The sequence below is a fragment of the Thalassospira sp. genome (assembly GCF_040218635.1).
Lineage (GTDB): Bacteria > Pseudomonadota > Alphaproteobacteria > Rhodospirillales > Thalassospiraceae > Thalassospira.
In genome coordinates this window covers 261728-277104 of sequence record NZ_JAVJRB010000009.1, presented here as the reverse complement: position 1 = coordinate 277104, position 15377 = coordinate 261728, and the positions used below count along the sequence as shown (strand labels likewise).

General features: G+C 53.4%; 12 protein-coding genes. 4 read left to right on the top strand and 8 right to left on the bottom strand.

Features of this window, described 5'->3' with window-relative positions; genetic code table 11:
* Positions 1-51: 51 nt before the first annotated feature.
* Complete coding sequence (locus RIC05_RS09050; protein ID WP_350046811.1) at positions 52-792, bottom strand: 3-oxoacyl-ACP reductase family protein; 741 nt, start codon at positions 790-792, stop codon at positions 52-54.
* Positions 793-882: 90 nt separating this feature from the next.
* Between RIC05_RS09050 and RIC05_RS09045 the strand changes: the two genes are divergently transcribed.
* Entirely contained in the window at positions 883-1518 is a 636-nt protein-coding gene (locus RIC05_RS09045) for a TetR/AcrR family transcriptional regulator (RefSeq protein WP_350046810.1), read from the top strand.
* Positions 1519-1542: 24 nt separating this feature from the next.
* On the opposite strand, the gene RIC05_RS09040 is transcribed toward RIC05_RS09045, so the two are convergent.
* The gene (locus RIC05_RS09040; protein ID WP_350046809.1) at positions 1543-3600 is read right to left on the bottom strand and encodes a methylmalonyl-CoA mutase family protein; all 2058 of its coding nucleotides are present in this window, start codon (positions 3598-3600) and stop codon (positions 1543-1545) included.
* A gap of 288 nt (positions 3601-3888) precedes the next feature.
* On the opposite strand from RIC05_RS09040, the gene ccrA reads away from it, so the two are divergent.
* From ccrA to RIC05_RS09025, 3 genes are all read left to right on the top strand, one after another.
* A complete protein-coding gene (gene ccrA / locus RIC05_RS09035) occupies positions 3889-5169 on the top strand; it encodes a crotonyl-CoA carboxylase/reductase (protein WP_350040931.1) in 1281 nt (426 codons plus the stop codon).
* A gap of 173 nt (positions 5170-5342) precedes the next feature.
* Complete coding sequence (locus RIC05_RS09030; RefSeq protein ID WP_350046808.1) at positions 5343-7010, top strand: acyl-CoA dehydrogenase family protein; 1668 nt, start codon at positions 5343-5345, stop codon at positions 7008-7010.
* Between the two features lie 233 nt (positions 7011-7243).
* On the top strand, positions 7244-9343 hold the full coding sequence (locus RIC05_RS09025; RefSeq protein WP_350046807.1) for a methyl-accepting chemotaxis protein: 2100 nt from the start codon (positions 7244-7246) through the stop codon (positions 9341-9343).
* A gap of 98 nt (positions 9344-9441) precedes the next feature.
* On the opposite strand, the gene RIC05_RS09020 is transcribed toward RIC05_RS09025, so the two are convergent.
* The 6 genes from RIC05_RS09020 to RIC05_RS08995 all read right to left on the bottom strand — a co-directional run bounded on the left by RIC05_RS09020 (position 9442) and on the right by RIC05_RS08995 (position 15352).
* The gene (locus RIC05_RS09020) at positions 9442-10608 is read right to left on the bottom strand and encodes an adenosylhomocysteinase (protein WP_350046806.1); all 1167 of its coding nucleotides are present in this window, start codon (positions 10606-10608) and stop codon (positions 9442-9444) included.
* Between the two features lie 103 nt (positions 10609-10711).
* Positions 10712-11416, bottom strand: a complete 705-nt coding sequence (locus RIC05_RS09015; protein ID WP_350046805.1) for a glutathione S-transferase N-terminal domain-containing protein — start codon at positions 11414-11416, stop codon at positions 10712-10714.
* Between the two features lie 237 nt (positions 11417-11653).
* A complete protein-coding gene (gene cynS, locus RIC05_RS09010; protein WP_350046804.1) occupies positions 11654-12094 on the bottom strand; it encodes a cyanase in 441 nt (146 codons plus the stop codon).
* A gap of 39 nt (positions 12095-12133) precedes the next feature.
* Complete coding sequence (locus RIC05_RS09005) at positions 12134-13042, bottom strand: ABC transporter ATP-binding protein (RefSeq protein ID WP_350040937.1); 909 nt, start codon at positions 13040-13042, stop codon at positions 12134-12136.
* An 11-nt stretch (positions 13043-13053) separates the two neighbouring features.
* Positions 13054-13884: a nitrate ABC transporter permease gene (gene ntrB, locus RIC05_RS09000; RefSeq protein ID WP_350040938.1), complete on the bottom strand. Its 831-nt coding sequence runs from the start codon at positions 13882-13884 to the stop codon at positions 13054-13056.
* A 1-nt stretch (position 13885) separates the two neighbouring features.
* Positions 13886-15352 (bottom strand): CmpA/NrtA family ABC transporter substrate-binding protein, encoded by a 1467-nt coding sequence (locus RIC05_RS08995; protein WP_350046803.1) that lies wholly within the window; start codon positions 15350-15352, stop codon positions 13886-13888.
* Positions 15353-15377: the final 25 nt, after the last annotated feature.

Genomic DNA, 15377 nt, shown 5'->3' with positions numbered 1-15377 from the left:
GTCCCCCACAAAGGGCGACCCGTCATTTTTGATATATCCCGACCGGCTTGATCAGGCATTCATGCCGCTATCAATCGTGAATTCCGAACCGGTGACCACCTTGGCCTCAGGCCCGGCAAGCCATGCGACAAGACCGGCTGTATCATTGGCATCGCTATAATCGGGGATGGCCATGACGCTGCGCGCGGCATCGGCGATGTCACTGTCTGACGGGTTCATGTCGGTTTCAGTTGGTCCGGGATGAACAACATTAACCGTAATCTTGCGCGGTCCCAAATCACGGGCCACGCCACGGGTAAAGCCGATAAGGGCTGATTTTGACAGGGCATAAAGGCTAAGCCCCGGCCATGGTACCCGATGTGCAAGGTTACTTCCGGTCGTAATAATCCGACCGCCATCAGGCATGTGGGCCAAAACGGCCTTGGTCGCGACGAAAACCGCCCGCACATTGACATCAACCGTACGGTCGAACTGCTCGATGCTAAATTCGTCAATCGGCGCGAATTCAATAATTCCGGCATTATTGACCAGAATATCGATCTGGCCAAATTGGCTTGCGGCCTGATTGATTGCGGCTTCAATCTCGTCGGCATTGCGGTTGTCGGCCTTTAACGCCACGGCGGTGCCGCCCGCCGCTTCAATTTCCCCGACCACATCACGTGCCCGGTCCGGTGCGCTGACATAGGTCAGAACAACTTGGGCGCCGTCGTGCGCCAGACGTTTTGCGATGGCCGCCCCAATGCCACGGCTGCCGCCGGTGACGAAGGCAACTTTTCCTGCAAGGTTCTGCATGATGAACTCCATTTATGTAATGATCACTACACAATTAATGGCAGCCTTGATTTTTCCCGTCAATTAATTTATTTAGTGAACATTACATAAATGGAAAAACAGATCATGGCGACACGCGGAAGACCACGCGCATATGACCGGGACGATGCACTGGATAAGGCCCTGGGCCTGTTCTGGGAACGGGGATATGACAATACGTCGATGGCCGACCTCAGCACGGCCATGAAGCTAAGCCCGCCCAGTATTTATGCCGCCTTTGGCAGTAAAGAAGCGCTGTTTGATGACGTGATCGCCCATTACAACAAACTTCACGGCACCATGATCTGGGCCGACCTGGACCGCTTTAAGCATCCAAAAGACGCGACCAAGCATGTGCTGGTCGCATCTGCCAATGCCTATACCCGTGAAGATTTGCCGCATGGCTGTCTGGTGGTGCTGGCCGCACCACAGGAAAATTCAACCCATGCCACCGTCAATCAGACCTTGCGCGGCTATCGCCGCTCAGTGACGAAAAACTTGCGCAATCTTTATGCCGAAGGCCAACGGCGCGGCCATATCCCGAGTACGGCAAATATCGACACGATGGCGACCTATTACGCCACCGTGCAGACCGGCATGTCGATACAGGCACGCGATGGCGCAACCCGTAACGAGCTGATCAGTGTCGCCGAAGCTGCAATGATGACATGGCCAAGCCTGATCAGCACATCGCTTGTCAAAGGTTAGGCCCCTAACCCGCGTCGCCCGCAATCAATAAATGGTCGCCCGCGTCGCGTCCGGTTTGCCTTTGGCGGACCCGGTATCGCTGTGATCGGTTGATGTGCGATCCACCAGTTCGACGATTTCGGAAATGACACGCACCAGTTGGTAATCCTTGGGTGTGTAAACCGCCGCAACCCCCATTTGGCGCAAAATCAGCATATCGGCATCCGGGATGATCCCGCCGACGACAACCGGGATATGCCCGGCCCCTTGCGCACGCAGGTTATTGACCACTTCACGCACCAGCGGCACGTGGGATCCTGACAGGATCGAAAGACCGATCACGTGCGCCCCTTCGTCGATGGCGTTGCGGACAAGTTCCTCTGGCGTCCAGCGGATCCCTTCATACAGCACCTCGATCCCGGCATCGCCTGCTTTGACGGCGATCTGTTCTGCCCCGTTTGAATGGCCATCCAGTCCCGGCTTTCCAACCAGCATCTTCATCCGTTCACCCAGCTTGTCGGAAACTTCATCGACCCGCTGGCGGAGCTTTTGAATGTTTTCGTCATCCCCGGTCACGATCAGGGATGTGATGCCGGTTGGCGCGCGATATTCACCAAACACATCGCGAAGCGTTTCCGACCATTCGCCGGTTGTCACACCGGCATGGGCACAGGCGATTGAACTTTCCATGATGTTACGGCCTTCGCTGGCCGCCGATTTCAGATCATCAAGGGATTGTCTAACCGTGGCCTGATCCCGATCAAACCGCCAAGCTTTCAGCTTTTCGATTTGTTCCTGTTCGGCCATGTCATCCACCGTTAAAATCGACTTTTCACCCGAGGTTAATGGCGATGGTTCGGTTTCGGTAAAGGCATTCACACCGATCACTTTGGTAAGGCCCGATTCGATATCGGCCAGTCGCCGCGCGTTGGATCGCACCAGTTCCTGCTTCATATAGCCGCTATCAACGGCTGTGATTGCACCGCCCATGGCATCGATTTTGGCAAGTTCTTCGCGCGCGCCTTCTTTAAGCGCACCGACTTTGCGTTCAATCGCCGGGTTGCAGTCAAACAGGTCTTCATATTCCAGAAGGTCGGTTTCATAGGCCATGATCTGTTGCAAACGCAGCGACCATTGCTGATCCCAGGACCGCGGCAGGCCAAGTGCTTCGTTCCATGCCGGAAGCTGCACCGCGCGGGCACGGGCATTTTTCGACAGGACCACCGACAGCATCTCGATCAGAATGCGATACACGTTGTTTTCCGGCTGCTGTTCGGTCAGTCCCAATGAGTTGACCTGCACCCCATAGCGGAACCGACGATATTTGGCATTTTCGATGCCATATCGATCACGGGTGATTTCATCCCATAGTTCGCAGAAGGCCCGCATCTTGCAAATCTCGGTGACAAAGCGAATCCCGGCATTCACAAAGAACGAAATCCGCCCGACCACTTCGGCAAAGTCTTCTTCTGGAACCTGTCCCGAATCACGCACCGAATCCAAAACGGCAATCGCAGTCGCCAAGGCATATGCCAGTTCCTGTTCTGCTGTCGCACCGGCTTCCTGCAAATGGTAGGAGCAGACATTCATCGGGTTCCATTTTGGCACTTCGCGATAGGTAAAGGCGGCAACATCGGTAATCAGCTTTAAGCTTGGTGCCGGTGGAAAGATATACGTGCCGCGCGACAGATATTCTTTGATGATGTCATTCTGGGTCGTGCCCTGCAGACTTGCGCGCGCGGTTCCCTGCTTTTCCGCAACAGTAATATAAAGCGATAAAAGCCACGCCGCCGGGGCATTGATCGTCATGGACGTATTCATCTGGTCCAGCGGAATGCCGTCAAACAAGGCCATCATATCGCCCAGATGCGATACCGGCACCCCGACCTTACCCACTTCCCCGCGGGCCAGAACATGATCCGAATCGTATCCGGTCTGGGTAGGGAGATCGAAGGCCACCGAAAGCCCCGTTTGCCCCTTTGTCAGATTCTGACGATACAGGGCATTGGAAGCCGCTGCCGAACTGTGCCCGGCATATGTCCGGATCAGCCAAGGACGATCGCGTTCCGGTTTTGCTGCGCTGCGCTTATTTTCCATCGACATCGCGACCTCTTGTATTTTTATTACCTTATGTCTTTCCGATAATTTCGCATAAACGTTATTAAATTATCTTCTAGACATCACTTTAGTAATTATATAACAATTTGTGCGACGCGATAAAAGCGAAAACAAATATCGCCCTGGTTATCCTTGCACAAAAACCGCAGGACACCGGGGATGCCCGGGGAAAATAAAATAAATTCCGTGGCTTGGAGGATCCGTCGACCGCAATGCAGCATAGTAATTTAATTACCCTGCAGCCCGATCGACCCCGAACAAGGAGTGAAGGCCATGAATACCAGTGCTGAAGTGTTGCCGTTCCGTGGCGGCCAGGAAGAAAAAGATCTTTATGAAATCGGCGAAATCCCGCCTCTCGGCCATGTGCCCAAGAATATGTATGCCTGGGCGATTCGCGAAGAACGCCACGGCGAACCCGATACCGCCATGCAGTGCGAAGTCTTGCCGGTAACCCAGCCTGATAGCCACGAGGTGCTTGTTCTCGTGATGGCGGCTGGCGTTAACTATAACGGTATCTGGGCGTCACTCGGCAAACCGATTTCGGTCTTTAATTCCCATGATTGTCCGTTCCATATTGCCGGGTCGGACGCATCAGGCATTGTCTGGGCGGTTGGCTCGAAGGTCACGCGCTGGAAAGTCGGCGACGAAGTGGTCATTCACTGCAATCAGGATGACGGCGACGACGAAGAATGTAATGGCGGCGATCCGATGCTGTCCCCGACCCAGCGTATCTGGGGCTATGAAACACCCGATGGGTCGTTCGCGCAGTTTACCTGTGTGCAGGCACAACAATTGATGCCGCGGCCCAAGCACCTGTCCTGGGAAGAAAGTGCGTGCTACACGCTGACCCTTGCCACAGCATATCGCATGCTATTTGGTCACCGTCCGCACATTCTGCGTCCGGGCCATAATGTTCTGGTATGGGGGGCGTCTGGTGGACTTGGATCCATGGCGATCCAGTTGATCACCACCGCCGGGGCCAATGCCATCGGGGTGATATCCGATGAAAGCAAACGCGACTTCGTGCTGGGCCTTGGTGCCAAGGCCGTGATCAACCGCAAGGATTTCAATTGCTGGGGTCAATTGCCGACGGTCAATGGCCCGGAATTTGGCGACTATATGAAAGAAGTCCGCAAATTCGGTAAGGCCATCTGGGAAATCACCGGCAAGGGCAATGATGTTGATATCGTCTTTGAACATCCGGGCGAACAGACCTTCCCGGTGTCGTGCAATGTCGTGAAACGCGGCGGCATGGTTGTGTTCTGTGCCGGAACGACCGGCTTTAACCTGACCTTTGATGCACGGTTTGTCTGGATGCGCCAGAAACGTATTCAGGGCAGCCACTTTGCCAACCTGAAACAGGCGGCACAGGCCAACAAACTGATGATCGAACGCCGCATCGATCCAAGCATGTCCGAAGTCTTTAGCTGGGATGATATCCCGCGCGCCCATATGAAGATGATGCGCAACGAACACAAACCCGGAAACATGGCGGTGCTGGTTCAGGCAAAACGCCCCGGCATGCGCACACTTGAAGAAGCAGTCGAAGGTTAATCCCACATTGGGGTTGTGCCCTCAAGCCGCCCCTGCCCTAGACTGCTTGTTGGCACCCCAAGCGCGTTCTCGCCCGATCGGCGTGCGGGGTGCCACCACCCTTTTTAAGAATTTCGATTTGCATACCGACCAGCGCAATCGCCCCACACGGTTGCCGACCCGAGGACCCCATAATGACCGATACCGTAATTTTGCCTGACCTCGAACGTTTGTGTGATGATGCGCTGGCGGCACTGGCCCCTGTTTACGACGCCGCTGAAAATGCTTTGCGCGCGTCGGTAACTGTTGATGGCCGGATTGATGCGGCAGCATTTGATGACAACCAGTTTGCTGCCCATGGCTTTGCCTGGTTCACCACCTATGTCACCGCGTTACAGCAGATGAAGGCATGGTCAACCCGCCTGAAAGATCAGGGCAAATTTGGCCAGCTTGAACAGTTGATCCTGCAAGCGGCCTTTGGCGAATATCTTGCCCAAATTCAGGGCGGCATTCCAATGTCGCAGGGCGAAATCATTCGACTTTCGACCCTTGGCCTACCCGACAGCCTTATCAAAACGCTTGGCGCGAATGCATCGATCATTACCCTTGCCACGTCTGGTAATTCAGATGTGGTCCGCCGGGCAATTGCCAAGGAAATTGAAGACAGTCTTGATACGGGTCAGTTTGGTGAAACCGGGCTTGAAGATGAAACACTTGATATGGTCCGCGACCAGTTCCGGCGTTTTGTTGATGAGAAAGTATCCCCGCATGCCCATGGCTGGCATGAACGCGATGAATTGATCCCGATTGAAATCGTCAATGAGATGTCCGAACTTGGCGTGTTTGGCCTGACCATCCCCGAAGAATTCGGCGGGCTTGGCATGGGAAAAACCGCCATGTGCGTTGTGACCGAAGAACTTTCGCGTGGTTATATTGGGGTCGGGTCGCTTGGCACCCGTTCGGAAATTGCCGCGGAACTGATCCGGCTTGGCGGGACCGACGCACAAAAACAGCATTACCTGCCCAAACTGGCATCGGGTGAAATCCTGCCAACGGCGGTATTTACAGAACCGAATAACGGATCGGACCTTGCCCATTTGCGCACCCGTGCGGTCAGGGACGGCGATCACTATAAGGTGACCGGTAACAAGACATGGATCACCCATGCTGCCCGGTCCGATCTGATGACCCTTTTGACCCGCACCAATCCGGATGAAGCCGGTTATCGCGGATTGTCGATGTTGCTTGCTGAAAAGCCGCGCGGAACCAACGACAATCCGTTCCCGGCCGATGGCATGTCGGGTGGCGAGATCGAAGTGCTTGGCTATCGCGGCATGAAGGAATACGAGCTGTCCTTTGACGGGTTTGAAGTCCCGACCGCCAACCTTTTGGGCGGCGAAGAGGGGCAAGGTTTCAAACAGTTGATGGCAACTTTTGAATCCGCCCGCATTCAAACGGCGGCACGTGCAGTCGGGGTCGCGCAAAACGCGCTTGAGATCGGCATGCGCTATGCCAAGGATCGCGTCCAGTTCTCCAAACCGCTTTATGCCTTCCCGCGTGTTTACGGCAAAGTCGCCTGGATGGTGGTCGAAACCATGATCGCGCGTCAGTTAACCTATTTCTCGGCTTTTGAAAAAGATCAGGATATCCGCTGTGATATCGAAGCCGGGATGGCCAAACTTCTCGGTGCGCGCGTGGCATGGTCGAATGCCGACAACGCGCTTCAGATTCACGGCGGAAACGGCTATGCGCTTGAATATCAGATCAGCCGGGTGCTCTGTGATGCCCGCATTCTAAACATTTTTGAAGGTGCCGCCGAAATTCAGGCGCAGGTTGTCACCCGTGGAATCCTTGGTCGATGAACATCTAATCTATTGAAAATATACAATATTCATTGCGAACCGTGGCCCCTGTGAACAACGAGGCCAAACTTGGCCCGTCAGGATTGGCGGGCCACTTTTTTATATCAACCTAAAGTATGATATATTTCGCCCTTACCTGTGGTGCTAGACTAGATAGAAGTCCAAACAGAAACCTGAAAAATCTGTGGGATACCGGCTAAAATGCCGACAGGGAAAAGGGAGAGACGTTTACAATGAACCACGCCTCTGCAACGCAAGAAAATACAATCTTTGCGCGTATATCTGAAGCAAAAGCCATTTTTGACATCCATGCCGACCAACTTGCTGAAAGTCTTGTCGCAGAGTTGTTTGGAACAGGTCAAAGCAGCGCCGATCCCGACGATCCGCGAAGCCATGTAGAAGGCCTTGCCCAACGATTTCGCACAATGGCAAATGCGACCTCCGCAAGCGAGTTTAACCATTGCTTTGACGACCATATTTTAGCTGACCACGCGTCCGACTTATCCCCGGATCGCTTGGTGCTTGCCTATCACAAAACCGCAGCAAGCTGTGCGGTGCTGGCGTCGCGCACCAAAGGTGTGCGGTCGACCCCGACCTTAATCGAAGCCGCCCGCTGTGTTTTGATGGCCGATATGGCGTGCCTTCTGGCCGCCAAACAAACGTTGATTTCGCAACAACGTGCGGTATCGGAAATCCAGTCGATGTCCGAAATCATCGAACGTGAAACAGATAACATCATCTCGGAAGTCGGGTTTCAGGCTGGCCGCACCAATGACGTTGCCCAAGCCATGGAAAATGATGCCAGCGACCTGTCACAATTGGTCGAACGCATCACGACAACAACGGAAATTGCCAGCAACAATGTCTCGACAGTGGCCTCTGCCACCGAGGAACTGCAAGCTTCCAGCCACGAAATTGCCGACCGGATTCACAAAACCAACGACATCGCAGGTCAGGCCGTTATCCGTGCGCAGGAAACATCCCATACGATGAACAGCCTGTCGGAAACGGCAAGCGAGATCGGCAAAGTCGTTGATATCGTTAAACGCATTTCTGATCAGACCAAGATGCTTGCCCTGAATGCGACCATTGAAGCCGCCCGTGCCGGTGATGCTGGCAAGGGATTTGCCGTGGTTGCAAACGAGGTCAAAAATCTTGCGACCCAGACCGAAAAAGCCATTCTCGACATCAATTCGCAAATCACCGCCATTCAAGGTGCGACGTCTGAAGCCGTCACCGCCATTGAAGGCATCGGCGGAGCAATTGACGAAGTGAGCCAGCTGTCGTCTGATATTTCGGCATCGGTAGAACAACAAACCGCCGCGATTGCAGAAATCTCGACCAGTGCGCAAGAAGTTTCCACCCATATGCGGGGCATTTCCGGCGATATTGAACTGGCCAGTGCGAAATCGCAAAACGCCAGTGAAACTGCAGAAAACCTTCGGATTCTTGCCTCAAACATCCGCAATGACATCAATGAAATGGAAAACCGGTTCCGGATGGTTCTGCGCAGTGCCGAAGGGTCAAACCGACGTCACGAAGAACGCGTCCCGATTGCCGTTGATATCAAAGTCGATTTTGGCAACGGTGATGTCAGAACCGGTGTTACCGCAGATATGTCCTTGGCAGGTTTGCTTGCCCGTATTGATGCCAGTGAAAAAGACCACGACAAACCGGTCTTGATTACCATGGATGATGGCACGATCCTGAACGGCATCATCAAGGCGGTTTCGGGGCTTGGCACCCATGTTCAACTGACCGAACTGAATGATCACGCCAATCAGGTCATTCTTGGGCATATGAAGAAAACCCATGAACATGACGCCAAGATTGCCGATCTCGGCAAAGAACTGGCGACTGATTTGGCCAAGGTTCTTGAAACCGGACTGCGGAACAAGGAAATCACCCGCGACGATCTGTTTAGCCCGCGCTATGAAGCGATAGCAGACAGTGATCCGAAACAGTTCATGACCCCCTATATCCCGTTCACGGATCGCAACTTCACCCCGCTTCAAGAAGCCATTCTTGCCAAAGACAAACACATTGTCTTTGCCGCTGGGGTGGATTCAAACGGGTATCTGCCAACCCATAACAAGATTTACAGCCAGCCACAAAAACCCGGTGAACCGGCATGGAACATGGGCAATTGCCGCAACCGGCGCATCTTTGACGACCGCGCCGGTCTGATGGCGGCCCGCAATACCAAACCGCATCTTCTGCAAACCTATTTCCGCGACATGGGGAATTCTGTTGTCTTCATGAAAGAATGCGACGTTCCGATCATGGTCAATGGCGAACAATGGGGCAATTTACGGATTGGCTATCGCGCCTGACAATTTGGAAACGAGCGAACAATAAAAACAAAACACCCCGGTCATCTGGCCGGGGTGTTTTACATTTACGTTTAACTGATCAGATCGGGTTGAACGGATTAGCTGTGAGAATGCAAAATGGCTTCTGCGATTTCGCGTTCGATCTCGGCCGGATAGTCATAAAATCCCGGCTTGAACGATGCCGCACCACCAGATGCCAGCCAGTCAATCCCGCGAATAAGGATGGCGGAAAACGGATCAAACAGATCCTTGCCCGACCCACCCATACCCGGTGCAAGATTCAAAAGACTGCCCCGGTTCAGAAGATAGACTTCACGGCCGTTATCGAGATCGAACCGTTCAATGTAGCGGCGCATTTTCGTGCGGTTTTGTCCATCAAGCCATGCAACATCAATCTCGGTGTTTGAATGGCCGACATTGACCAATACGGCACCCCGACGGGCCTGTTTGATCTGTTGTTCGCCCAGAATGCCCGAAAGACCCGTGGCAGTGACAATGATCGCATTTTCCTTGAGCCCGTCTTCAAGGCCAACCACGCGGCAGCCATGGTGCTGGGCTTCAAGTGCGCGCACAGGATCACGTTCGGCAACCGATACCACCGCACCAAGATTACGCGCACGTTCGGCAACACCGCGCCCCACCGGACCAAAGCCAACCACAAGAACGGAACGACCATAAAGTGCCAGACCGGTTACATTGGAAAAGACCGGCCACATTTCCTGTGCGACATGATGACGGTTATGCAGGCGGTCCTTGATCGCGATATCGTTCCAGTTAAAGACCGGGAAGGAATAATCAAGTTTCTCAACCCGATGCACACCGGTTGTGGTGGCTTCAAGTGCGCCATCAACCTTCTGGCCCTTTTGAACAAATGCCTCGATCAATTCCCCGCCCATATCCGCGACAATGTCAGCAGGCTCGGACGACAGGATATCGATGCTTTTGGCATATTCGTCCGGGCTCATCCCGGAAAAGGCATGCACTTCGACACCGTTGGCCGCCAGATAGGCTGCTGCGACGTCGTCGGTACTATCAGGATTACATGCACCAACCTTGACCTTAGCACCGGCCTTCACAAATGGCAGCAAGGTCGGAATGGTGTCTTCCAAGACATGTTGGAAACTGACAATCGTTTTGTCGCGCAGGTCACGCTTGGCAACATAATTTCCGTATTTTGCCGTGACCGGACAAATCACTTCACGCCATGCAAGCGTTTCGTCATTGATCTGGTTGGCAAGGGTGGCGTCCTTGATTCGGCTGGTCATGGATAATTCTCTTAACTTCGTGGGCGAATGAATTCCCCACTAGTTAATGGGAGCGTGACCGGATGGAAAGCATTTCTGACCATCCGGTCAATTTTTCAAACCGTTAATCGCGTGACGGAATGTTCAGCCCGCGTTGAACCGCAGGACGTTCAAGCCCCCGGGCAAGCCATGCCGGGACATTGACCAGTTTATCAAATTCAACCAGATCACCCGCGTCATAGAACCCGACCAGGTTACGCACCCAGCCAAGACTTGCGATATCGGCAATGGTGTAGTCATCGCCCATAATCCAGTCACGCCCTTCCAGACGGGTTTCAAGCACGCCAAGCAGGCGTTTGGATTCATTGACATAGCGGTCACGCGGACGTTTGTCTTCGATGTCTTTACCGGCAAATTTATGGAAGAATCCAAGCTGTCCAAAGATCGGGCCAAGACCGGCCATCTGGAAATAAACCCACTGAATGGTTTCCATACGCTTGGCCGGATTGGTTGGCAAAAACTTACCAGTTTTTTCGGCCAGATATTGAATGATTGCCCCGGATTCAAACAGGGCAAACGGCTCACCATTCGGGCCATTCGGATCAATGATCGCCGGGATTTTGCCATTGGGGTTCAAGGACAGGAATTCCGGAGTCCAGGTCTCGTCCTCGCCGATATTGATCAGATGCGGCTCATAATCCAGACCGGTTTCCTCAAGCATGATGGAAACCTTCACCCCGTTTGGGGTCGGCAGGGAATAAAGCTGAATAATATCGGGATTTTTGGCAGGCCAGCGTTTGGTAATGCCGAAATTGGAAAGATCACCCATGGTATCGCCCTTTCTAAGTCAATGCGCTTATTGATGTCATTGACCATAACATGTAGCGCACCACATCGATTGTGCCACCGGCAATATGGCAACTGATTGTTTCCCAACCTCGTTGGACTGGCATTCCGCACGCCCCACCCGATCGTCTGACATACCGAAACCGGCCTGCTTATGGCAGACCGGCTTCGTCTTTTAAGTTTGCTCGTACCCGGTGATAGGCTCACCGGTCCGCTTTGGTTACCAAGCCCGATATTTCAGGAACTTACCATCAAGCGTGATCACAACCCGGTCACCTTTCGGGTCTTCCTTGCGCTCGATATACATCTCGTAATCAATGGCACTCATGATGCCATCGCCGAATTTCTCGTGGATGATTTCCTTGATGGTTTCGCCGTAAACACCGACGATTTCATACAGGCGATATATCGCCGGATCGGTCGGAACCGCCTGATCCCAGATTTTCATCGGGCATTCCTGGATGACGGCCGATGCTTCTGGCGGAAGATCAAACAGGGCAACCAACATATCGGCTTTGTCCTTTGGCGCGGAATTCATGCCGAAACAAACCGAGGTCGTCCAGACCGGCGACATACCGATCTTGCTTGCAACTTCTTCCCAGCCAAGACCTTTGGCCTTTTTGGCTTCGATGATCATTTCTTTGACATCTGCTTTTTTCACAGCTTTTCTCCTTCTCGGTAATCAACGTTTGGATCTGGTTTATTTAGCCCGACTGACAGCAGGTTTGCGGTTATCCTTCGGGTCCGAAAGCACCCCGTGCGCGCCGAACCGAACGATGGACGGCTCAGAGCTACCGCCATCTTCCTGCTTACCCGCAAGCGCCTTGGAGCGGGTGGCAAGGAATTCGACAAGGTGATTTCGGATGTCGTAATAGTCGGAATGGTGAATGATGTTGGCCCGTTCGCGCGGACGCGGAATTTCGACCTGGACCGATTCAGCAACACGGGCATAAGGCCCGTTGGTCATCAGCAAAATACGGTCCGCCAGCAAGATTGCCTCATCCACGTCATGGGTAATCATGAACACGGTCTGATCTGAACCCGACCAGATCCGGATCAGTTCGTCCTGAATGCTGCCACGGGTAAGCGCATCAAGTGCCCCAAATGGCTCATCCAGCAGCAACAGTTCCGGCTGGATCGCGAAGGCGCGGGCAATCGATACCCGCTGACGCATCCCACCCGACAATTGAGACGGTTTGCGAAGTTCGGCACCACCGGCCAAGCCAACCATCTCAAGATATTTCATCGAGTGTTCGTGGACCTGCTTTTTACTCCAGGACTTGTGACGTGCCTGGACGGCAAAGGTCACGTTTTTCAAGGCCGACAGCCAAGGCAGCAGGGAATAGTTCTGAAACACGATGCCGCGATCAAGACTTGGCCCCGATACCTCCTTGCCGTTCATGATCACCCCGCCGTCGCTTGGTTCATCAAGCCCGGCGAGAATGTTAAGGATCGTCGATTTTCCACAGCCGGAATGGCCGATAATGCAAACGAACTCGCCCTTCTCAATGCCAAGATTGACGTTTTCAAACACGGTGAGGGCTTCTTCACCCTTGGGTGCCTTAAACCGTTTGCTTAGATTCTGTACGCTCAGGAATGGTGTCGACATTTCAGGTCTCCTTATTCCTGGTACTGCACAAGGCGTGCGCAATAGGCAAAGGCGGTATCAAGCAGCATGCCGACAACACCAATCACGAGGATCGAGAACACCACACTGGTCAGATCAAGATTGTTCCATTCGTTCCAGACGTAGTAGCCAATCCCGGTACCGCCCACGAGCATCTCGGCGGCAACAATAACCAGCCATGCAATGCCGATTGAAATTCGCATACCGGTCAAGATCGTCGGGGCAGCCGCGGGCAAAATCACGATCCATGCTGTTTTAAGCGCGCCAAGTTCGTGCGTTCGCGCAACATTGACCCAGTCCTTGCGAACCCCGGCCACACCAAAGGCTGTATTGATCAGCATGGGCCAGATCGAACAGATGAAAATGACAAAGATCGCCGATGCCTGACTGTCCTGAATGACAAACAGCGCAAGCGGCATCCAGGCCAAAGGCGATATCGGCCGAAGCACCTGAATGAAGGGATCAAGCGCCTTGTACATCAATGGCGACATCCCGATTAAAAAACCGACCGGAATGGCAATCGCTGCGGCAAGGAAATAACCGCTCAGAACCCGATACAGCGAATAGCCGATCTGAATGCCAATTCCCTTGTCATTGGGACCGGCATCATAGAAAGGATCGCTCAGTTCTTCCCACGCTTTGGCGAAGACGGCCGAGGGGGGTGGCACAGCCGCTTTTGGCTCGCCCCCGCCCATCAGCAATTCATATTCGGTAAGTTCGCCGGCAAGTTGCTGCTTCGGGCTGGCGGCCTCCCATAACCCAAGGAGAACCGCCAGCAACACGAGAGACAAAAGCAAAGCCCTGGCATTTAAAGATGCCAGCATGTCAGCTTACCCCTTTACCAATGGCAAAGCTGTTCACATAGGCTTCAGGCTCATCAGGGTCGAAAGTCTTGCCCATGATGCTATAGGTTTTGTAAGTCTCGGTCGGTGCTTCATAGCCAAGTTCTTTCATGACCTTGGCGCAATCGGCTGCGACATAGACTTCTTCGGCGATTTTCTTGTAATCAATGTCGCCTTCGATATAGCCCCAGCGTTTCATCTGGGTCAAAATCCAGACCCCCATCGAATGCCATGGGAACGGATCGAAATCGATGCGGTCCGGGACATTCAGAACTGCCCCCAGGCCATCAGCATAGCGCCCGGTCAGAACCTGTTCGATCACGGGAACCGGTTGGTTCAGATAGTTTGCCGGTGCAATTGCGGCCGAGATTTCTTTGCGATTTTCCGCTTTGGATGCGTATTGAGTCGCATCAATGATCGATTTCAAAAGCGCGCCATAGGTGTTTGGAAGTTCTTCCGAAAACGCCTTGGAACAGGCAAATGCACAGCATGGATGACCTTCCCAGATATCCTTGGTCAGGGTGTGCAGGAAGCCGATTTTTTCCCAAACAGCGCGCTGATTAAACGGATCCGGTGACAGATAGCCATCAAGGTTCCCGGCACGCAGGTTTGCAACCATCTCGGGCGGCGGAACGACACGGATCTGAATGTCCTTGTCCGGGTCCAGCCCATGTTCGGCAACGTAATAGCGCAGCAAGAAGTTGTGCATCGAATATTCGAACGGCACACCAAACTTGAAGCCTTTCCACTGTTTTGGATCACGTTTATCAAGGTGATCGTTATGCAGCACGATGGCCTGACCATTGATGTTTTCAACCGCTGGCATCAGGAACGGTGTTGCCGTGGACCCGGCCCCCATCGAGATCGCCAATGGCATCGGGGTCAACATATGCGAGGCGTCATATTCATTGTTCAATGACTTGTCGCGCGCAACCGCCCAACCGGCTGTCTTGATCACATCAACATCAAGGCCGTATTTTTCATAAAAGCCCATCGGCTGGGCCATAATGATCGGTGTGGCGCAGGTAATCGGAACAAAGCCAATATTCAGTTTGGATTTTTCAGGCTTGCCCAGATCATCAAGGATCGCTGCCTTGACCTTATCAATCGGCAGAACAGATCCCAAAGCGGCCATCATGGTGGTACCGCCAACCATCTTGGCAAAAGAACGCCGCGAAATTTCGTCATGCCCAAAGACGGACCGGACAATCGCACTGTCGATTGCGCGATCAAGCATCTCTTCACTGCTGCCCGGTGTCGTATCCGCCAAATCGCCCATATCACTATGTGCTGGCATTTTAGCAAGATCGAGTTCTGCGCCATGACCTTGCGCCGCATGTGATGCGTGTTTGTGCTCCCCATTCGATGCACAAACCTCACAGCCACATGATTTGCTGTGCCGAAGGTCAGCATCCCCACTGAATGGATCGCCCAGACTTTTGACTGACATATGATCACCCCCTGTTGTTACGCCA